The organism is Thermoplasmata archaeon, from assembly GCA_035532555.1.
In the GTDB taxonomy this organism is placed as follows: Archaea; Thermoplasmatota; Thermoplasmata; order Lutacidiplasmatales; family UBA184; genus Lutacidiplasma.
The window spans coordinates 56,846-76,394 of the sequence record DATKQS010000004.1 but is presented as its reverse complement, the minus strand read 5'-3'; the positions used below and the strand labels follow the sequence as shown (position 1 = coordinate 76,394).

The following is a 19,549-nucleotide window of genomic DNA, read 5'->3' as shown; positions in this document are numbered from 1 at the left end:
CTGTAGGGGCCATTGATAAGAGAAAAGTTACCCCGGGGATAACTGAGTTGTCTCCAGCAAGAGTCCCTATCGACCTGGAGGCTTGCTACTTCGATGTCGGTTCTGCCTATCCTGGTGGTGCAGCAGCTACCAAGGGTGGGGTTGTTCGCCCATTAAAAGGGATCGTGAGCTGGGTTTACACCGTCGCGAGACAGGTGTGTTGCTTTTTGGCGGAAGTGCAAGGGTCTCTGACGAGAAGGTACCCACAGTACGAGAGGAACGGGGTATCGGCGCCTCTAGTCCATCAGTTGTCTGGCAAGGCATCGCTGAGCAGCCACGCGCTCCGGGATAAGGGCTGAAAGCATCTAAGCCCGAAACCCCCTCGAAAAAGAGAGACCTTTAAGGACATTCGTAGATGACGAGTTCGATAGAGTCGGGGTGTACATAGAAAGCCCTCGGGCGATCTACTCAGCCCGCGACCACTAACGTCCGCAGCTACGTAACCTGACTGCACTTGACAGTTAAGCAGAACGCGTGTGAAACCAATTCCCGGTGAACCGGGACGGGGATGCTCCCGTTCCGCCACCATTGCCGTTTAGTCGTTCCCCGTCCTGGGACTCGCGATGCCATCCCTCGGGGTCTCTCGGAGCCATTGGCCGGTCGTGGCGTGGATCCGCCTCACGGTCCCCGTCCCACCGGCCCGGCCGGCGCTCATGGGAGCGGCTCCGCCTCCCGATCCTCCGCTCGACATCCTCGAGCGCAATCCCGTCCCCACCGATCCGCGCAAGCAGGTCTACGCCTACGAGGAGGAGCGTGGAGAATGGGTGCTCCGGCTCGTGTGGGACGCCGACGATCCCGCGGTGCTCGAAGCGGAGTGCCGGGCCCCGATCTACGGCAAGCGCCTTCCTCCGGAAGAGGTCGGACGGTTCTGGCTCGCGGTCAAGGAGAAGATCGCCCCGATCGGTCCGCTGCCGATCGAGGGTGCGGACCCCCGGCCGTAGGGACGGAGCAATCCCTAACCCCGACGTGTCCTTGCCGTCGGCATGGTCGGGTCACCTCCCACCGAGGCCGGGGTCGGCGAGGAGTTCTCCATCGCCCTGCCCTCGAACCCTTCGACGGGCTTCTCCTGGCAGATCGAGGTCCCGGTCGAGCGCCTCGAACTGCTCGATCGCGAGTACGTGCACTCCTCGCACCTGATCGGCGCGGGCGGGCAGGAGATGATCCGCTTCCGTGCTCGAGCCGTGGGAGAGGCGACGATCGTATGCAAGTACCTCCGGCCCTGGGAGGGTCGCGCCGTCGAGGAACGGCGGTTCTCCGTCCGGATCCACGCCTAGGGCGTCGTTCGCGACGCGAAGCATAAACGGGGCCGGCGCTAGCGGGGAACCCGTGCTGCGCTCCACCTTCCTGCACTTCGAAGGGATCGGCCCCGTCACCGAGGCGGCGCTCTGGCGCGCCGGCGTTCGGGACTGGTCGGAGTTCCTCGATGCGGTTCCCACGATGGGGATGGGTGGCGCGCGGGGAACGACGTTCGTTCGCGATGTCCAAGCGAGCGAGCGCGCTCTCGCGGAAGGCGACGCGGGCTGGTTCGCACGTCGTCTTCCGGCCGCGGAGCACTGGCGCATGTACCCCAGCTTCCGGTCGACGACCGCCTACCTCGACATCGAAACGACCTCGCTGTCCCCGTACGAGGGGATCGTGACCGTGGTCACGGTTCACGGAGGCGGGGAGACCCGGACGTTCGTCGCGGAGGAGAACCTCGAGGAGCTCCCGGCGTTCCTGCACCGCTTCGGCGTGCTGGTCACGTTCAACGGTCGGATCTTCGACGTGCCGTTCCTCTCGGTCCGATTCCCGCAGCTCGAGCCCCCGCCGGCCCACATCGACCTTCGCTTCCTCTTCTACCGCCTCGGTCATGCGGGCGGGCTCAAGCGGATCGAGGAGCGTCTCGGTCTCGGCACGCGCGAGGGCGTCGAGGGCATTCGCGGTCTGGATGCGGTCCGCCTCTGGGAGGAGTATCGCCGGGGAAGCTCGACGGCGCTCGACCGCCTCGTCCGGTACAACCGGGCCGACACGGTCAACTTGGAGCCGCTGCTGCGCTACGCGAGCTCGGAGCTCTCACGACGCCTACTCGGTCCGATGCCCGGTTCGAACGCGGCGCCGGCGCACTAGCCCGGGCGCGATCTCGACCCGGTCGGGCGCTGGAATGCGCGGGCCGGTCCCTTCGGCGCGTGCCGCCGCGACCCGCTCCCGGGCGAGCTCGCAGTACTCGCGCGACGTGTCGATCGATAGGTAGTGTCGGCCTGTGGCCCGCGCGACGGCGGCGACCGTGCCCGTCCCGCCGAACATGTCGAGGACGACGTTCCCGCGATAACAGTAGAACTTGATCAGGCGCCGGATCAGCTCGTCCGGGAACGGCGCGGGGTGACCCCGGCGGTTGCGCTCGGGGGCGATCTCCCAGAATCCGTCGGAGTAGCGCTGGAACTCCGGGCCGGTGATGTCGATCTCGGCGCGGTCTCCCTCGAGCCGCCAACTTCCCTTGGAGAAGACCAGCACGTACTCCCAGGACGGGATCACGTGCGGGTTGGCCGGGCTCTTCCAGCTACCCCAGGCGGTGCGCCGACCCATCGTTTGCTTGTACCACAGGATCTCGGTCCGCAGGAGGAAGCCGACCTCGATCAGGTCCCGCGTGAGGTCGTGGTGGATCGGGCGGAAGTTCTTGATCGAGGTCGGAGCGACGTTCAACGCGAACCGACCTCCCGGGCGGAGAACGCGTGCGAGCGCCTTCCAGACGCCTCGCAGCCACTCGCGGTACTCGAGGTACGTCCGGTCGTCGGAGTAGTCGGAGTAGGCGATGCCGACGTTGTACGGGGGCGATGTGATGGCGAGGTGCACGGATTCGGCCGGCAGCTGGCGGAGTACCGTCCGCGCGTCTCCGCAGATGATCCGATCGAGGGCGGGCGCCACCGAGCGTCTCGAGGTCCGAGCGGTGGCCACCTTCGAACTCATCTCGCGGGCGACGCCTTCGAGCGTCCTTGAATCTTCCGGCTCGGGGCCCAGAAGGTGGTCGGCATGCGCGAGACGATCTCCTCGGCGATCGCGAGGGAGCTCGTCGCGGCGGGGGAGGGGGCGCTCACGACATGGAGCGCCCGATGTGATCGGGCAAGGACGAAGTCATCGCACAGGCTTCCGTCGACGCCGACGGCCTGCGCACGGACTCCGGCGCCCCCTCGGAGGAGATCGTCCCTTTCCAGAGCGGGGAGCATGCGCTGGAGATCGCGAAGGAACGCATTGCGATCGAGCGAGCGGTACGCCTCGCGCACTCCGATCGGCCAGAACCGGCGTGCCAGGCGCAGGAACCCGCGGGAGACGAGGGTCGGAGCGAATTCTCCCGGTCGGATCGCTCCCCAGCGATAGCCCTCCCGCGCGAATGCGAGGACCGCGTTCGGGCCCACCAGCACCTCTCCGTTCACGGTCGGCGTGAAATGGACATCCGCGAACGGAAGCCGCGGGTCCGGAACGGGGTAGACCAACCCGCGAACGAGGCCTCGACGCTCCCGTTTCAGGAGGTAGTACTCTCCTCGGAACGGGACGATCTGCTCTTCCACGTTCGCGCCCGCCTCTCGAGCGATGAGGTCGGCATACAATCCCGCGCAATTTACGAGGTAGCGGGCGCGGATCGACTCATCGGACCCTAGACGGACCTCGACCGATTCGCCGGTGGCGCTCACCGCCGTCACGGGAGCTGCGGTCCGCACGGCCCCCCCCGCGAGCTCGATATCGGTCGCGTAGGAGCGGCAGACCGTGGCGTAGTCGACGACTCCCGTTCCCGGAACATGAATGCCGTGCAACGCTCGCACCTCCGGCTCGATGGCGCGGATCCCTCGCGCATCGAGCCACTCGAGACCCGGGACGCCGTTCATGCGAGCCCGGCGGAGCAGTTCCTCCAGCCGCTCGATCTGCGAGGAGCGCGTCGCCACGATGACCTTCCCGGTGAGGGAGTGGGGGATGCCTCGGTCGCCGAGGTACTGTAGGAGTTGCTCGCGTCCTCGGACGCAGAGCCGGGCCTTCAGGCTCCCGGGCCGATAGTAGACCCCCGAATGGATCACCCCGCTGTTGTGGCCGCTCTGGTGACGAGCGAGCCCGGCCTCCTTCTCCAGCACCAGGAGCCGGGTCGACGGACGTCGGGCGAGGATCTCCCGAGCCGTCGCGAGGCCCACGATCCCTCCGCCAATGACCAGTACGTCGATATCGGATCCCATGCGAGCGTCGGGAGCGGCTCCGCGCTTATACGGGCGCGACGGGGAGCGAGCGGGACACGCCAACCGTATAATCTCGGTCGATTCGACCGATGTCGAACCTCATGGCGGTACGGATCGGCGTTCCAAAGGAAACAGCCCCGGGGGAGCGTCGCGTCGCCCTCGTTCCGGAGGTCGTCAAGCGTCTCGTGAGGTCCGGCGTCGAGGTCGCCATCGAGAACGGCGCCGGCGCGGCCGCGGGCTACCCGGACGCGAGCTACGCGGAGGCCGGCGCCCAGGTCACCTCGGAGCGGGGGATCATCTTCCGCTCGAACGTCCTTCTCAAGGTCCAGGCGCCCACCCTCGAGGAGATCGCCCAGATCCCACCGGGCGGGGTCCTGGTCGCGCTCATGAACATGAGCCGGAACCTCGACCGGATCCGGGCGCTCCGGGACGGTCAGGTGACGGTGTTCGCGCTCGACCTCTTGCCGCGGATCACCCGCGCCCAGAGCATGGACGTTCTCAGCTCGCAAGCGACCGTCGCGGGGTACCGGGCGGCCCTGATCGGAGCCGAGCTCTGTCCGAAGTTCTTCCCCATGATGATGACCGCTGCGGGCACGATCCGCCCGGCGAAGGTCCTCATCCTGGGCGCGGGGGTCGCCGGTCTCGTGGCGATCGCCACCGCCCGACGGCTCGGAGCGGTGGTCGAGGCCTACGATGTTCGCCGCGCCGCGGGCGAGCAGGTCCGCAGCCTCGGGGCCAAGTTCCTCGAACTCCAGATCAACGCCGAAGGTCAGGGGGGCTACGCACGGGAGCTCACGGACGAGGAAAAGCGCCAGGAACAGGCGATGCTAGCGCAGGCGATCGGAGGCGCGGACGTCGTGATCACCACCGCGAACATCCCCGGCCGCAAGGCCCCGCTGCTCGTCCGCAACACGACGGTCGATGGGATGCGCCCGGGCTCGATCATCGTCGACCTCGCCGCGGAGACCGGTGGGAACTGCGAACTGACCAAGCCGGGCGAACAGATCCAGTACCATGACGTGACGATCGCGGGGCCCCTCAACCTCCCGAGCTCGCTGCCGTTCCACGCGAGCGAGATGTTCGCGAAGAACCTGGAGTCGTTCCTCGGACTCCTCATCTCGAAGGACCGCAATCTCGTCTCCGATTACACCGACGAGATCCTCGCCGCCAGCGTCCTCGTCACCCAGGGGGAGGTCCGGTATGCCCCGACCCGCGACGCGATCGGAGGGACGAAGTGAGCGCGGACATCTGGACGGCCCTCCTCATCGCCGTCCTCGCGACCTTCGTCGGCTACGAGGTCATCAGCCGGGTCCCGGTGCTCCTCCACACGCCGCTGATGAGCGGCTCGAACTTCATCCACGGGATCGTGCTCGTCGGCGCGATCGTCGTGCTCGGCTTCGCCACCTCCCCGATCGAGCAGGCGATCGGTCTCATCGCGGTGATCATGGGGGCGATGAACGTCACGGGCGGCTACGTGGTCACCGAGCGGATCCTTGCGATGTTCGATCGCTCGAAGCGTAAGGGAGGTTCCCCGTGACCGACTACTCCCCGCTCATCGACGGCGTCTACGTCCTCGCGGTGATCTTCTTCATCCTCGGGCTCCGGGCGATGGCGTCCCCCGAGACCGCTCGCCGCGGCATCCTCGCGGCCGGGGTCGCGATGCTCCTCGCGGTCCTCGTTACGTTCCTGGTCGGCGGGCTCACGAACTTCGAGCTGATTGCCATCGGGATCATCGTCGGGGGCGGCCTCGGCTGGTACTGGGCCCGCGTCGTGAAGATGACCGCCATGCCGCAGATGGTCGCGGTCTTCAACGGGATGGGCGGTGGCGCGGCGGCGGCGATCGCGGCGGTCGAGCTTCTCACCGCGGTCTCCGACCCGACCAACGCCTCGCTCAGCATCGCGGGCGCCGTCATCGGGTCGATCTCGATCGCGGGTAGTGTCGTGGCGTTCCTCAAGCTCCAAGGCTGGATGGTCCAGCGGGCGGTCGTCTTCCCCGCCCAGCAGGTCCTCAACATCGCCGTCCTCGTCGTGGGGCTCGCCTTCGGGGTCCTCACGGTCGTCCAGGCCACGACGGTCTGGCTGATCCCGTTCTTCGTGCTGACGCTCCTCTACGGGATCCTCCTGACGTTGAGGATCGGTGGGGCCGACATGCCCGTGGTCATCTCGCTGTTCAACGCGCTGACGGGCATCGCGGTGGCGCTCGATGGATTCGTACTGGTCAACGGCGAGCTCGGCGATGCGGGCTATGCGATGGTCGTGGCCGGGATCCTGGTGGGAGCGGCCGGTTCGCTGCTGACGATCAAGATGGCGCGCGCGATGAATCGGTCGATCGCCAGCGTGCTCTTCGGTGGGTTCGGAGCGAAGGAGGAGGTCGGCGGGGCCATCGAGGGCTCGCTCAAGCCGATCGATCCGGACGACGCGGCGTCGTTGATGGCGTACGCGAACCAGGTGATCATCGCCCCCGGATATGGCATGGCCGTCGCCCAAGCCCAGCGCAAGGTCAAGGAACTCGCCGACGCGCTGGAAGCGAAAGGCGTGAGCGTGCGGTTCGCCATCCACCCCGTTGCGGGCCGGATGCCCGGTCACATGAACGTCCTGCTCGCGGAGGCCGGGGTCTCCTACGACAAGCTCTACGATCTCGACGAGGTCAACGGGCAGTTCGCTACGACCGACGTCGTGCTGGTGATCGGGGCGAACGACGTCGTGAACCCCGCCGCACGACGGCAAGGCTCGCCTTTGTTCGGGATGCCGATCCTGGACGTGGACAAGGCGAAGAACGTCTTCGTCATCAAGCGCGGCCAGGGCCGGGGCTTCGCCGGCGTGGAGAACGACCTCTTCTACAAGGACAACTGCCGGATGCTCTACGGGGACGCGAGCGCCGTCGTCGGGAGCCTCATCACGGCGCTCGAGCACTCCTGAGACGCCCCCCACCCGCGAAGGGGCCTTCGGGCGAGCTCCGGCGGGGGCTATCCGCGATCGGCGGGCCCGTGTGCTCGACTCGGTCGCGCAACCACCACAGCGTCGCGACCGTGATCGCGAGGCCTCCTCCGAGCACCGTGTCGAACACCCGCACGAACGCGAACTGCCAGTCTCCCGGGTAGGCCAGACTCAGCAGGAGGATGACGAACGGCGTCAGGAACAGCGTGTAAATCCCGTAGTTCACCCAGCGCGTCGCGAACAGGGCCATCGCAAAGAGGAAGAGGAGGGCCCCCAGGACCCAGGGATTCACGATGAACACGGTGAGCCCGACGGCGACCCCGGCGCCCCCGATCGTCCCCACGATGCGCAGGAACGAGGCCGAGAACGTCGTCGCGATCGATGCGCGTAACGAGACCAGGACCGTGAGCATCACCCAGTAGTCCCGCGGAAGGCCGAGCGCGAGGGAGATGGCGAGACCGACCGCGGTCGTCCCGGCGACCAGGATCGCGTACCGCACGTGCACCCGGCTCACCGGTACGGGAGCGGGGGCCGAGGGGCGAAGAGGGGTCGTTGGCCGTTGGATTTCCTCGTTCGCCCCGAAGTACCCACGTCGAAGGAGGATCGGCCGAGCGATCGCGAGACCGAGGATCGCCCAGAACCCACCGAGGAGCGCGAGCACGAGCCGCTCCAGGGCCTCCGGCCCGGAGCCGCCCGGGATGCCGACGCCCACCGCGAGCATGATCGCGGTCACCAGTCCGATCGAATCGAACCCCGCCCGGCTGGCGCTGACGAGGATGATCCCGATCCCGAGAGCGACGAGCGGGACCTCCACCCAGCCGGTCGTCCCGATGATCGTACCGAGCGCGAGTGCGCCTGCGTTCGACAGCGCCGCGGCGGCCAGGGGAGGGAACCGGGCGACGGGAGGTCGGGCTGCGATGGCCATCAACAGGTTGAGGGCGCCGAGCGTTGCGAACACGCCCCCCGCAATGGAACCGGCGCCTTCGCCGGCGAGGAGAGGAACGATGATGACGATCCCCGCGACGAGGCCCGTGATCAGGTTGAGGCCCTTGCGGTCGACGCGGGTCGCGTCGCGGAGGAACGCGCTTGCCCAGGTCATCCCCATCGACGCGGGCGAGCCCACGGCCTACCGGACCTTGAAGGCACCCCTCCATTTCGAACAGGAACGGGATCGGAGGCCCTCCGCTCGCACGCCCTCGGCTCGCTCCCGGAGCGCGCGGCGCCGAACGGGACGTGGGATGCCGAGGACCGCTCGCCGTGGGTATGGGGCCGCGTTCACAACGGTTCGAACCTCATCGCGGTCGGTGATCGACGCGCCTCCCGAACGCACTCCGTGCAAGAAATACGGAGCGTAGCGCCCTCGATACGGACGCTCGGGCGAGGCTTCTCGTCGGGAACGCCGGGGGCGCGCGCCCGATGGGCAAGGGTCTTGCGAGGTGAGGGATACCGGGAGTAACCCCGCGATGAGCGATCTCGACACCCTCCTGGATATCGTCATCCTCTTCTGGGTGGCCCTGATCCCGGCCGTCCTCTACCTGCTGTGGATACGAGGCACCGAACGGTATCGGACCGCTTCGTGGGGGACCGTCCTCACCGCCTTCGTCTACGGGGCCATCGTCGCCACCCTGGTGGCGGCGACCATCGAAGGGATACTGCTCAACGTCGGCACCAGCGCGAGCCAGGCGCTTCCCGCACCGGAGTTCACGTTCCTCAACGGCAACTCCACCGCCGGGCAGTTCTTCCTGATCCTGGTCATCGCGCCGTTCGTCGAGGAGGGCCTCAAAGGGCTCGGTGTCGTCCTGCTGCGCGCTCGCATGGCCATCCTGGCCGACGGCCCGGTGTTCGGCGCGTCGGTGGGACTGGGCTTCGGGTTCTTTGAGACGCTCCTGTACGGCATCGTGGGGTTCGCTGTTGGCGGCCTCCCCGGAGCGATCGTTCTCGTGCTGGTACGCAGCGTCTCGAGCGTGCTCTTGCACGCGAGCTCCACCGCCATGTTCGGCTACGGCTATGCGAAATCCCGCATCGAGGGCAAACCCGGCGCCACGGGCCACTACTACCTCCTCGCGGTCGGGATGCACGCGAGCTTCAACGTCCTCGCCTCTCTCGGAGCCATCCTCGTCGCGTTCGGCATCTCGAACTCGATCGGCGATGTCGCGGGCGGCCTCGCCCTCCTCGCGGCCGTCGCGTTCGCCGTGTTCGCGTTCGAGCACGTCGCGAAGGTCATCCGGACCACCGATTATCCTGCGCTCTCGACCTACCGGGGCGGATCCCGTGCCCCGGCGCTCCGCCGCGCGCCTCCGAAGTGAGTCCCGGGACCCTGCGGGCAGGACGCGGGTCGTCCGCCGCGTAGAAGAACGTGGGCGCGGCCAGATTTGAACTGGCGACCTTCACCGTGTCAGGGTGACGTCATAACCGCTAGACTACGCGCCCGCTCGGCGAGCCACTAAGGCGGCGCACTTATGCCTGTCGGAACCGCGGAGAAATCGCGGGCTGGGCGTCAGCCGTATCCGCCGGGAAACTGCCGGGGGTCGGACTGCTCGTTCCAGGTGTAGTATCCCATCGATTGGCGCTGAGCCTCGGTCGCTTCCTTCTGGAGGCCGCCTTGCAGCGATCCGTAGGCCTCCTTGATCTGTTCTTCGATCGGGCGGGCGCGGACGAGGGCCTCGCGGATGTGCTTCGCCTCGATCGTGGGGCTCCCGGAGATGGCCGCGAAGTCGCCGGCCGTGCGCAGCAGGCCTCCGAGCTCTCGCAGTCGCAGGGTCAGGGAGTTGCGACGTCCGTCGATCGTCTCGGCGCGGCGACGCGCCTCTTGGACGAGCAGTTCGACGGCTTCGCGGGAGGCCGGGCGGATCCGTCCGTCGGCCGCGATCTCCTGCGCGCAGAACTGGGCGAGCTTCAGGCGGTTCGCCGGGGTGTCGGGCATCGCGGTCTCGAGGAGGACCTCGTAGCCGCCGCCGGCGATCCGCGAGCGCAGCGGCGAGAGGATGCGGTGCATGTCCTGGATGTTGGCCGCCGCGACGAGGATGAAGTCGCACGGAACGGCATCGACCCGGACCGACGCGCCCGCCGACTGCGGATTGCGTCCCGTGATGGGGAAGCGCTTCTCCTGCATCGCGGTCAGGATGTGCCGCTGCAGGTAGCCGAGGTGCGGGAGCTCGTCCAGGAACAGCACCCCCTCGTGCGCCTCGTGGATCGCGCCGGGGATGACCCGCTCGTACGGCGGGGAGCCGAGCTGGGGGTGGCCGCCGTACGGATCGTGCCGCACGTCGCCCAGGAGCTCGGTCTCGCTCGCGCCGGTCGCCATCACGAACGTGTTGCGGTCGAGCTTCACGAGGACCTTGCGCGGGCTCTCGCGCTGCTGCTCCCGTCGACGCTCCAGCGCGCGTTGGTCGAGGACCTTGATCTTTTCGCCGGCGCGCTCGTAGGCGACGACCTCCTCCACTCCGTTGCGGGTTCGGGTGGTGCGGACCGGCTCGGGAAGGTTCCCGGTCGGATTGACGGTGATCTCGAGGAGCCCTCCGACGATGTCGCGGAAGGGGTTGCCCGTCCCGGTGCCGGGTGGGGTGCTGGCCTTGGGATTGCTGCAGCTCGGGCAGAACCGCTCCGCCGGCAGCGAGTAGAAGCCGCACCGCGAGCAGCGGTAGCCGAGCCGCTCGGCCACGGACGCGGGGGCCTCCCGGGGATCGATGAGCTCGCCCTCCGTTGTGCGTTCGGCCTCCCGCTCGCGGTAGGCTTCCTCCCGGGTCACGACCTCGACGGTCGGGCGTTCCGGGTTCTCCGGGTTGTGCACGATGCGCAGCTCGGTCCGCGGTCGCTCCAGATGGAGGGCGAGCGCCTGCGCCGTCATCGACTTGCCGATGCCGGCGGGGCCGACGAGGAGGAGATGCCGGTGCTGGTAGGCCGCGATGCGCGCGATCTCGACCGCCTTCTCCTGGCCGATCACGCGATCGAGCGGATCCGTCGGGATGGGAATGTCGGCCGTCGTTTCCATCTCGTCGATGGAGGCGAGGGTCTTGCGCGGGGCTTCGGTGGCGTCGGCCATCTGAATGTTATAACGTCCGGAAGGGTGTAAAAAGCTTGGCCGGGCAGGTTACCTTTCGGGGTGCTCAGTCGCCGCCCGCTTCGACCGGGGCTCCGGCGAAACAGGGGGCCGGGCGGGTCCGTAGGACGGGCCCGCTCGGAAAGAGTTCGGAGGAGGAACTACCGCGCTCCGCCGAGGTCCTGGCGAGTGAAGATCCGAACGTTCTCCGGCATCTTTCCCACAGGCCCGAGACGGGAGGCCACGATCGTTCCGATGTTCTTCTCCTGGGCGACGTCTAGGAGGCGCTGGCTGACGATGCCGTCGAAGATGAGCGCCTTCGCGGGGTCGGGGTACGCCACGAGGAAGTCGATCATGTCCTTGACGGGGGCGTCGTGGACCACGGCGTCGTCCGGGCCGATCACCAGGAACTTCGAGGCATTCTCGATGCCTCCGAGGAGTTCGAAGTAGTGCTGGAGCTCCGGTGGGAGCGTCGCGGGAGGTGCGGCGGGCGAAGGTGGCGGCACGGCACGCGGAACCGCTACGGGCGGCCGGTGCTCGTCGCGGCGGGGCGGGCCGCGCTCGTCACGCGGGCCCCGGTCCTCGCGCCGGTCCGGGCGGCCCCCGCCTTCCGACCGGGGTCCTTCGGCTCGGTCCTCCATCGGACCGCGCGTGGCGCCGGTCGAATCGAATCCCGTCATCTCCAGGTACTGGTTGATCGGGATCTTGTTGCGCAGGCACTTTACGAGCTGTTTCTGCGTCAGTTCCTCGACCTCGCTGCCGCGCGGGGCGCGAGCCACGAAATCGAGATCCATCGTCTGCAGCATCTCGCGGAGGATGAGTTCGCCCGCGCGGTCTCCATCCGTGAACGCCGTGACCGTCTTCCCGCGGGAGAGGTCCTTCACCGTCTGGGGCACGCTCGTGCCCTCGACCGCGATGACGTTCTTGATGCCGCACTGCAGTAGGTTGAGCACGTCCGAGCGACCCTCGACCACGATCAGCGCGTCGGCCTGATCGATGTTCGGGCCCGCCGGGAGATGCTCCGGGCCGTACGTCGTGATCTCTTCGACCTGGACGGCTTTGCGGACGGCCTCGGTCAGATCGAGACCGACGCCCTTCGACTCTTCCTGGAGGCGGGAGAGGATCTCCTTGGCCCGCTCCACGACCTTCTGGCGCTTGGAGATTCGGATATCCTCGACGGATACGACCTCGATCTTGGCCCGGCAGGGCCCGATGCGGTCGACCGTTTCGAGACCCGAGGCGAGGATCGCGGTCTCGACCTGGTCGAGCGAGGAGGCGATGATGATCTCTCCTTCGCTCTTGCCCTTGCGGCTGTCGATATCGACCTCGATCCGGCCGATGCGGCCGGACTTCTGTAGGTCGCGGAGATCAAGCTCCTCTCCGAGGAGTCCTTCGGTCTGTCCGAATACAGCCCCTACGACGTCGGGTTTGTCGATGACACCCTCGGCGACGATGTGGGCTCGGATCTGGTATTTGGCGGCGCTGGGATCGTTCGTCATTTCTGGTATTTCTCCGTTTGGCGAAAGGCGAACTCCCGCATACGGGAGCATCGGCCCGGACGGAAGCTCAGAGGGGAATATCCACGTCGCCGAAACAATCGCGGAGCCTACGACCTGAACCAGGGTGGAGCGTGAGTCGTGATTCCGTGAGACGCGTCGACATGAGGATACTTCCTCGGCTTCCGTCTCCGGGTGCCTTTCAATCGTGTGGAGCCGGGGGCCCTATTTAAAGGAGGCCTGGGGGACGACGACCCACGTTCCGGCGCCTGGACCAAGGGCCGGTGCCGCCGGCCCGGCCCCTCCGCATCCATCCATTCGGGTCGGGAAGGGGCCCGTGGGTCCCTTCCCCGGCGGCGCCCTTGCGCGCGGGGCGTTTTGTCCTCCCGAAGGGAGCGAGCGCCTCGAAGCCGAGGGCTGCGAGAGCGCCCCCGAGTTTTTATAACGGGCTCCTCTACCACGTATCGGGAGAGTCCTATTCATGCCGCGTGGAAAAGCCCGAAAGGTCGTTCGCGATCCTCGTCCCGAGGTCCCGGTGGAGTCTCATTTGCCCGACGATGACTTCGTGGGGTCGCTGCGCCAAGAGCTCGCCCGGACCCAGGCCGCGGCCGTCACCAAGCCGGCGGAGGATCTCTCGCATCGCGCCGAGTTGAACCGACGCCTGCTCCAGGACCTCTGGGAGATCCACAACCAGTTCGAGGACATCTCCGTCCACCTGACCCTCGAACCTTCGGCCACGCTGTTCGCAACGTTCGTCGAATACCCGACCAACTTCTCCTTCAAGGACAATTTCGACTTCGGCTCGGTCAGCACGCTCGAGCTCGCCGACCGCGCCGCAGGCTGGGTCGGGTTCTCGCTCCGTTTCTGGTACTACCGGGACGCCGAGGGCAAGGGCCGCCTCCGCGGGATCTTCGAGTGGACGGATGGAGAGTCCTACCACCGATACTCCGGGTGGATGCGCTCGATGAGCCAGGCGATCCTGTACGACGCTTCCGAGTCCGACGTGGATCTGAAGAGCGTCCACAAGGTACTGCGCGACGTCGTCGTCAAGTGGTACGCCGCCCATCTCGACCGCACCCCCGAGGGGTTCGTCCAGCACCTTCGGCAGAAGTACCCGAAGGGCACTTCGTACGCGAAGGAATCCTACCGGTAGAGCGTGCGTGGGGCGTCCGCCCCGGGCGGAATGGTTGAAATAACGTGCCCGCCTAGCACGCCCGCTCGGCGTCGGCCGGTCGGCGCACCGGCCCCGTCGCGCGTTCTGAGGGTGGCGTGGCGACAACCGACCTGCGCGGGCACTTGGTTGCCTACTTCGAGGGCCAGCACAAGCTCGTGGAGACCGACGCACTGACGCTGCTCCTGACCGATCGCCAGCCGCTCGTTCTCTCGCAGCAGGTCCTCGACCGCTGCGGGACGGGCTCGCCGCTAGTGACCCGGGAGATGGTCGAGCGGACGATCGAGCTCCGACGGGCCTCGCGCATGGTCGCTCGCGCCGTCCCCCCCTCCGTCGCGACCGAGGTCGCCCTGGGCTCCGGGATCGCCCCGCCGTTCGTCCTGCTCTCGGAGGGATTCTCTCCGCCGGTTCCGAATCGCGATCCGCTTGAAGCGTACGGCGCGCTCTTCGCGTCGCGCTACCAGATGCTCTCCCGGTTCCTCCGCGGCCGACCGGGCCTATCGAACCTCCGCCCGATCCGCGAGCTGCGGTCGACCGAGGCCGATGCGTCGATCATCGCGATGATCCGCGACGTTCGCGAGGTCAGTGCGAAACGGATCGTGCTGCTCACGGTCGAGGATCCGTCCGGATCCATCGACCTGTTGGTTCCGAACGACGCCTTCGTCGGCCGAGGAACGTTCCTCCCCGACGAGGTCGTGGGCTTCACCCTGAGGATCGCCCGCGAGGCGGGGAAGATGCACCGGGTCACCTCGGTCGAGCGGCCGGAGGTGCCTCCCGGGCGCGCCGCCCACCGATCGGATCGACCGTCCCGGACGCTCTTCCTATCGGACCTTCACATCGGGAGCCGCTCGTTCCTCTCCGAGCCGTGGGCCCATCTCGTGGACTTCCTCCACGGACGAGGACCCCACGCCGAGATCGCGGAGACGCTCGAGCACGTGGTCATCGCCGGAGACCTCGTGGACGGGATCGGGATCTACCCGAACCAAGAGCGGGACCTCGCCATCAGCGATGTGGTCGAGCAGTACGCGGAGCTCGGACGTCGTCTGCGCGAGCTGCCGGAACGACTCTCGATCATCGTGGTGCCGGGCAACCACGACGCCGTCGCACCGGCCGAACCGCAACCCGCGCTCTCGGCGGCGATGGCCGCGCAGCTCCCGAGGAACGTACGCTCCCTCGGCAACCCGTCGACCTTCGCGCTCCACGGCGTCGTGCTGTCCGCCTACCATGGACGCGGATTCGACGAACTGATCCCAGCGATCCCCGGAGCTTCCTACGGGCGTCCGACCGACGTGATGAAGCGGATGCTCCAGATGCGGCACATGGCCCCGATCTACGGGGGACGGACGCCGCTCGCCCCGCTCTCCCGCGATGGCCTGGTCATCGAGCCGCTCCCGGACGTGTTCGTGACGGGGCACTCGCACACCTACGGGGTCGACCACTACCGGGGGGTGTTGCTCTTGAACGTCTCGACCTGGCAAGGGGAGACGGAGTACCAGAAGATGCGGAACATCACCCCGGTTCCTGCCCGGGCGGCGATAGTCGATCTGGCGACCCTCTCGACCACAACCCTCAACTTTGCCGGCCGAGAGTGCGTCCTGGGAGGACCCGAAGGATGAGCCCGTACCCGATCGACCCCCCGGACGCGCGGGGTCCGATGCGCCTCGTGCTGACCACGTACCCGGATCGAGCCGCCGCGGTCGCGCGGATCGAGGAAGCGCTCGAACGTCGCCTCGCCGCATGCGCCAGCATCTTCGCGGTCGATTCCCGGTTCCGGTGGAAGGGCAGGATCGAGACGAGCGCGGAGACGATGGTCCTGTTCAAGACCGTCCCGAAACGGGTCGGCGCCCTGTTCCGGCTGCTGAAAGAAGGTCACCCGTACGAGGTGCCCGAGATCGTGGAGATCGATGTCCCCCGCGCCCACGCCGGCTTCCTCGAGTATCTCGCCCAGGAGATCGACCCGGACGCTCCGCCGCCGCCTCTCGGGGGCGGACCTATGCGTCGGGGAGGACCGCAAGCCCGGGAAGCTCGGTCCCCTGGACGAACTCGAGCGCGGCCCCGCCACCGGTTGAGAGGAACTGGAAGGAAGAGGTAACCCCCAGATCCTGCGCGATCCTCGCCGAATCTCCCCCCGCGCCCACGTGGTAGCCGGGGATCGACGCGAGATGGGCGAGAACGTCGCGGGTCCCGGCCGCGAAGCGAGGATCCTCGGCCTTCCCAAAGGGACCGTTCCAGAACACCGTTCGGGAGTCCTGGAGCGCCCCGCGGAACCGTGCGACCGTGGCCGGACCGATGTCCCGGATCATCGCATCCGGCGGGATCGCCCCGATCTCGACCACGTCGGTCGCGTTCGTGCCCGGCCGTTCGATGACCGCGTCGGTGGGGAGGACGATCTCGGTCTTGGCACCCATCGCCTCGCGGTCGAACTCCACGAGCACGTCCTCGAGGCCGCCCTCGACCTCCGTAGCTCCGAGCGTGTGGCCCCGATGCGCGAGAAACGGGAACGCGAGGGCTCCGCCGATCGCGATGGTGTCGGCCCGCCCGAGGAAGCTCGCGAGGAGCGGGAGCTTGTCGGTCACCTTCGCTCCACCGAGGAGCGCCACGTACGGCCGCTCGGGGCGCTCGACGAGCCGGGAGAGCTCGCGGACCTCCCGTTCGACCAGGAACCCGGCGTACGACGGGAGGCGGCTTGGAACTCCGACCGTGGAGGCGTGGGCGCGGTGGAGCGTTCCGAAGGCATCCTCGACGAAGAGCTCGCCGAGTCGGGCCAGGGCCGCTGCGAAGGCCGGGTCGTTCGCCTCTTCGCCGGGGTGGAACCGGAGGTTCTCGAGCATCAGGAACTCCCCGTTCGCGAGCCGGGCGCTCCCCTCGATCGCTTGGATCCCGATGATGTCGGACGCGAGCGGGACCGGCTGTCCCAGGATCGCGCTCAGTCGGTGGACCACGGGCTTGAGCGTGAAGCGGGGATCGTGCCGGCCCTCGGGGCGGCCGAGGTGGCTCATGAGGATCGTGCGAGCTCCCGCGGCGCGCAGGTGGTTGAGCGTCGGCAGCGCCTCCTGGATCCGCCGGTCGTCGGCCACCCGGCCGTTCGCCTCCTGCGGGACGTTGAAGTCGACGCGCACAAGAACCCGGCGACCGCGCAGGCTCGCCGCTTGGATCCCGCGCTTCGCGGCCATGATCGCCCGGAGGAGCTCCGCGCTAAGAGCGTTGTTGTCGCGGATGGGGAGCCGAGGCGGCGCGCCGGCGGATGCGCTCCACGATCCGCTCGGTAGCGGGGAGGTTCACCGAGTGCAGACGAGCGGTGTCGAGAAGGTAGCCGGAGATCGAGTCGATCTCGGTGGGCCGGCCCCGATCGATGTCCTGCAGCATGCTCGAGCGATTCCCGGCGGTCGCGCGGACCGTCTCCCACAGATCGCGTTCGAGCTCCTCCAACGAGAAGTCGTAGCCCGCGAGACGCGCCGCGCTCAGTGCTTCGAGTAGGAGGGTCGTCGCTTCGGATCGCCAGGGATCCTGGAGGAGCTGACCGTTCAGGATGCCGTATTCGGCGGTGACCGGATTGATGGCGGCGTTGACGACCGCCTTCCGCCAGGCGGCTCGATCGATGTCCGGGACGAACCGGACCGGCACGCCGGCCCGAACGAGACTCGCGGCCACGAGACGCACCGACGGCTCGCTCGCGCCGGCGTGGCTGGGGTGGGCGAGCCGAATTTCCCCGTCGCCCGGTTGACGGACGATCCCGGGTGCGACGAGGGTGGCGGGGATCGTGTTCACGGCCCGGACGAGCCAGCGATCGGGGTCGGGGACCCTCCCGGCGGATCGCATGGCGGTCCGGGCCACCTCCTCGACCCCGAGGCCGTTCTGGGGGAGCACCCAGGGGATCGACCCCGGGAGCTCGCGAGCGGCCTGCTCGGTGGCCCGGGCAAGGTCGAAGGTCTTGACGGTGAACCAGACGAGATCCGCGGAGGTACCGGGCGCGAGTCGGGTCTCCGCCGCGATGGCGAACGTCCCTTCGAGCCGGCCCTCGACCCGCAACCCGCCGGCGCGGATCGCCTCGACGTGCGCGGGAGAGCCCACGAGGACGACGTCCTCCCCGGCACGGTGGAGCATCGCGCCGATGAGGCTCCCGATGGCCCCGGCGCCCAGGATGACGATCCGCACGGCTGGCGCTACCCGAGCTTCCGGATCATGTCGCGAACTCCGGGGGCGCGTCCCCAGTCGTTCTTGAGGAGGTGCAGCAGGCCCTCGTAGTAGCGGACCTGCTCGCGCGCCTGTCGGATCTGGAGCGTGAGGTACTCCTCCTCCCGGCGCAATCGCCGGATGGCGGCCTCGAGCTCCGCCCGTTCGGCGGAGAGCGCGGCGGTCCTACCTTCCGAAGGGGAAACTCGGGTTGGCATGTTCCGATACGGTCCGGTGCTCGGTCCGACGCTCGATGTAATCGCGCGTTCGCGCGAGGTCCCGCTTGACGCGGGAGAGGCGGCGCTCCAAGCGACGGCGCTGGTCCCGCGCTTCGCGCAGGCCCTCCTCGAGGCGGTCCATGCGAGCGCGCCACTTGTCCCGCTCCTGAACGCTGAGCAAGAAGGAGTCGATGTCCGGCACGATGGGGTCAGCAACCCCGACATGAATCAACCTTTCGGCGGAGCCGAATCCCCGCGGAAAGGGGGGAGGTTTAAGCTCGACGAGGATACCGCGGGATCGGGGAAGGGAACGTGACGGGAATCTCGAAGATCGTGGTGCTCGGCGCGGGGAACATCGGAGGCTCGCTCGCGCAGCGACTGGCGGAGGCGGACCTCGCGGAGGAAGTGATGCTCTTCGATATCGTCGAAGGACTCCCCGAGGGGAAGGCGCTCGACATCCAGGAGTCAGCTCCGATCCTCGAGTTCTCGACGCGCGTCCGGGGGAGCACCTCGCTCGACGCGATCGCCGGAGCCGACATCGTGATCGAGACCGCAGGACTCGCCCGCAAGCCCGGGATGAGCCGCTCGGATCTTCTGACGAAGAACGCCGGGATCCTGCGGGGCCACGCCGAGGCCGTGCGCGCGAAGGCCCCCGGGGCGATCGTCGTGGTCGTGACGAACCCCGTGGACGTCATGACGTTCTACTTCCGCGAGATCAGCGGGTTCGCCCCGGAGCGGGTGTTCGGGGAATCCGGAACGCTCGACACGGCCCGTTTCCGAACCTTCGTCGCCGATGCGCTCCACGTATCCCCTCGGGACGTGACGGGGTTCGTCCTCGGAACGCACGGGGACACGATGGTGCCGGTGCTCTCCCTGACGAACGTCAGCGGGGTTCCGCTCACGAAGCTCCTCCCGGCCGATCGTCTGGAAGCGATTGTCGACCGGACGAGGAAGGGCGGCGGCGAGATCGTCAACCTCCTGAAGACGGGAAGCGCGTACTACGCCCCGACCGCCTCCCAGGCCGAGCTCGTGCGTGCAATCGCGCGCGACGAGCACCGCCTGTTGCCCGTGACCGCGCACTTGAACGGCGAGTTCGGGGAGAAGGGAGTGTACGTGGGCGTCCCGGTGGTGCTGGGCCGCAAGGGCGTCGAGCGGGTCGTCGAGGTCGACCTCACTCCGGCCGAGCGCTCGGCGTTCCAAACGAGCGTCCGAGCGGTCCGGGAGGATCTCGCGATCCTCGCCCAGATGCCGAAGTAGGGATCTCACTCCGAGGCGAACGG

At 67.9% G+C, this 19,549-nt stretch carries 20 protein-coding genes, 1 tRNA gene and 1 rRNA gene; 12 read left to right on the top strand and 10 right to left on the bottom strand.

Features of this window, described 5'->3' with window-relative positions; translation table 11 throughout:
• The 4 genes from VMV28_01030 to VMV28_01015 form a co-directional block, all read left to right on the top strand.
• Window positions 1-484 (top strand): 23S ribosomal RNA (locus tag VMV28_01030); the annotation flags it as partial.
• Window positions 485-602: 118 nt separating this feature from the next.
• On the top strand, window positions 603-980 hold the full coding sequence (locus tag VMV28_01025) for a hypothetical protein (GenBank protein ID HUZ79197.1): 378 nt from the start codon (window positions 603-605) through the stop codon (window positions 978-980).
• Window positions 981-1,022: 42 nt separating this feature from the next.
• A complete protein-coding gene (locus VMV28_01020; GenBank protein HUZ79196.1) occupies window positions 1,023-1,313 on the top strand; it encodes a protease inhibitor I42 family protein in 291 nt (96 codons plus the stop codon).
• Between the two features lie 52 nt (window positions 1,314-1,365).
• Window positions 1,366-2,145, top strand: coding sequence for a ribonuclease H-like domain-containing protein (locus VMV28_01015; protein HUZ79195.1), 780 nt, complete (start codon window positions 1,366-1,368; stop codon window positions 2,143-2,145).
• On the opposite strand, the gene VMV28_01010 is transcribed toward VMV28_01015, so the two are convergent.
• Both VMV28_01010 and lhgO read right to left on the bottom strand, forming a co-directional pair.
• Window positions 2,101-2,982, bottom strand: a complete 882-nt coding sequence (locus VMV28_01010; protein HUZ79194.1) for a site-specific DNA-methyltransferase — start codon at window positions 2,980-2,982, stop codon at window positions 2,101-2,103. The two genes, VMV28_01015 and VMV28_01010, sit on opposite strands and share 45 nt — an antisense overlap.
• The gene (gene lhgO / locus VMV28_01005) at window positions 2,979-4,235 is read right to left on the bottom strand and encodes an L-2-hydroxyglutarate oxidase (protein HUZ79193.1); all 1,257 of its coding nucleotides are present in this window, start codon (window positions 4,233-4,235) and stop codon (window positions 2,979-2,981) included. The genes VMV28_01010 and lhgO overlap by 4 nt, the downstream gene beginning before the upstream one ends.
• Before the next feature lie 89 nt (window positions 4,236-4,324).
• Between lhgO and VMV28_01000 the strand changes: the two genes are divergently transcribed.
• The 3 genes from VMV28_01000 to VMV28_00990 are packed head-to-tail and all read left to right on the top strand — an operon-like array spanning window position 4,325 to window position 7,154.
• Complete coding sequence (locus VMV28_01000; GenBank protein ID HUZ79192.1) at window positions 4,325-5,473, top strand: Re/Si-specific NAD(P)(+) transhydrogenase subunit alpha; 1,149 nt, start codon at window positions 4,325-4,327, stop codon at window positions 5,471-5,473.
• Window positions 5,470-5,772, top strand: coding sequence for an NAD(P) transhydrogenase subunit alpha (locus VMV28_00995; protein ID HUZ79191.1), 303 nt, complete (start codon window positions 5,470-5,472; stop codon window positions 5,770-5,772). The genes VMV28_01000 and VMV28_00995 overlap by 4 nt, the downstream gene beginning before the upstream one ends.
• Window positions 5,769-7,154 carry an NAD(P)(+) transhydrogenase (Re/Si-specific) subunit beta gene (locus tag VMV28_00990; GenBank protein HUZ79190.1) on the top strand — a complete coding sequence of 462 codons (1,386 nt, stop codon included), beginning with the start codon at window positions 5,769-5,771 and terminating at the stop codon, window positions 7,152-7,154. Before VMV28_00995 ends, VMV28_00990 begins: the two co-directional genes overlap by 4 nt.
• On the opposite strand, the gene VMV28_00985 is transcribed toward VMV28_00990, so the two are convergent.
• Window positions 7,132-8,277: an FUSC family protein gene (locus VMV28_00985; protein HUZ79189.1), complete on the bottom strand. Its 1,146-nt coding sequence runs from the start codon at window positions 8,275-8,277 to the stop codon at window positions 7,132-7,134. The two genes, VMV28_00990 and VMV28_00985, sit on opposite strands and share 23 nt — an antisense overlap.
• Before the next feature lie 358 nt (window positions 8,278-8,635).
• Here VMV28_00985 and VMV28_00980 point away from each other — a divergent pair, with 358 nt between their 5' ends.
• Window positions 8,636-9,478, top strand: coding sequence for a PrsW family intramembrane metalloprotease (locus VMV28_00980; protein ID HUZ79188.1), 843 nt, complete (start codon window positions 8,636-8,638; stop codon window positions 9,476-9,478).
• A gap of 51 nt (window positions 9,479-9,529) precedes the next feature.
• Here the strand turns inward: VMV28_00980 and VMV28_00975 are convergent.
• From VMV28_00975 to dnaG, 3 genes are all read right to left on the bottom strand, one after another.
• A tRNA-Val gene (locus VMV28_00975) sits at window positions 9,530-9,602 on the bottom strand.
• Window positions 9,603-9,669: 67 nt separating this feature from the next.
• Entirely contained in the window at window positions 9,670-11,214 is a 1,545-nt protein-coding gene (locus VMV28_00970) for an ATP-binding protein (GenBank protein ID HUZ79187.1), read from the bottom strand.
• 158 nt (window positions 11,215-11,372) lie between these two features.
• On the bottom strand, window positions 11,373-12,710 hold the full coding sequence (dnaG, locus tag VMV28_00965; protein ID HUZ79186.1) for a DNA primase DnaG: 1,338 nt from the start codon (window positions 12,708-12,710) through the stop codon (window positions 11,373-11,375).
• Between the two features lie 544 nt (window positions 12,711-13,254).
• On the opposite strand from dnaG, the gene VMV28_00960 reads away from it, so the two are divergent.
• The 3 genes from VMV28_00960 to cutA all read left to right on the top strand — a co-directional run bounded on the left by VMV28_00960 (window position 13,255) and on the right by cutA (window position 15,970).
• On the top strand, window positions 13,255-13,860 hold the full coding sequence (locus VMV28_00960) for a hypothetical protein (GenBank protein ID HUZ79185.1): 606 nt from the start codon (window positions 13,255-13,257) through the stop codon (window positions 13,858-13,860).
• A gap of 116 nt (window positions 13,861-13,976) precedes the next feature.
• Complete coding sequence (locus VMV28_00955) at window positions 13,977-15,494, top strand: metallophosphoesterase (GenBank protein HUZ79184.1); 1,518 nt, start codon at window positions 13,977-13,979, stop codon at window positions 15,492-15,494.
• Window positions 15,491-15,970 (top strand): divalent-cation tolerance protein CutA, encoded by a 480-nt coding sequence (cutA, locus tag VMV28_00950; protein HUZ79183.1) that lies wholly within the window; start codon window positions 15,491-15,493, stop codon window positions 15,968-15,970. Before VMV28_00955 ends, cutA begins: the two co-directional genes overlap by 4 nt.
• On the opposite strand, the gene VMV28_00945 is transcribed toward cutA, so the two are convergent.
• From VMV28_00945 to VMV28_00930, 4 genes are read right to left on the bottom strand one after another with little or no spacing between them, the layout of a single operon-like run.
• Window positions 15,870-17,051, bottom strand: a complete 1,182-nt coding sequence (locus VMV28_00945) for a phosphoglycerate kinase (protein HUZ79182.1) — start codon at window positions 17,049-17,051, stop codon at window positions 15,870-15,872. The two genes, cutA and VMV28_00945, sit on opposite strands and share 101 nt — an antisense overlap.
• A gap of 22 nt (window positions 17,052-17,073) precedes the next feature.
• Window positions 17,074-18,033: a 2-dehydropantoate 2-reductase gene (locus VMV28_00940; GenBank protein ID HUZ79181.1), complete on the bottom strand. Its 960-nt coding sequence runs from the start codon at window positions 18,031-18,033 to the stop codon at window positions 17,074-17,076.
• A gap of 8 nt (window positions 18,034-18,041) precedes the next feature.
• The gene (locus tag VMV28_00935) at window positions 18,042-18,269 is read right to left on the bottom strand and encodes a hypothetical protein (GenBank protein HUZ79180.1); all 228 of its coding nucleotides are present in this window, start codon (window positions 18,267-18,269) and stop codon (window positions 18,042-18,044) included.
• On the bottom strand, window positions 18,238-18,471 hold the full coding sequence (locus tag VMV28_00930) for a hypothetical protein (GenBank protein HUZ79179.1): 234 nt from the start codon (window positions 18,469-18,471) through the stop codon (window positions 18,238-18,240). The genes VMV28_00935 and VMV28_00930 overlap by 32 nt, the downstream gene beginning before the upstream one ends.
• Window positions 18,472-18,581: 110 nt before the next feature.
• Here VMV28_00930 and mdh point away from each other — a divergent pair, with 110 nt between their 5' ends.
• Window positions 18,582-19,526 (top strand): malate dehydrogenase, encoded by a 945-nt coding sequence (gene mdh, locus VMV28_00925; protein HUZ79178.1) that lies wholly within the window; start codon window positions 18,582-18,584, stop codon window positions 19,524-19,526.
• The last annotated feature ends 23 nt before the right edge of the window (window positions 19,527-19,549 follow it).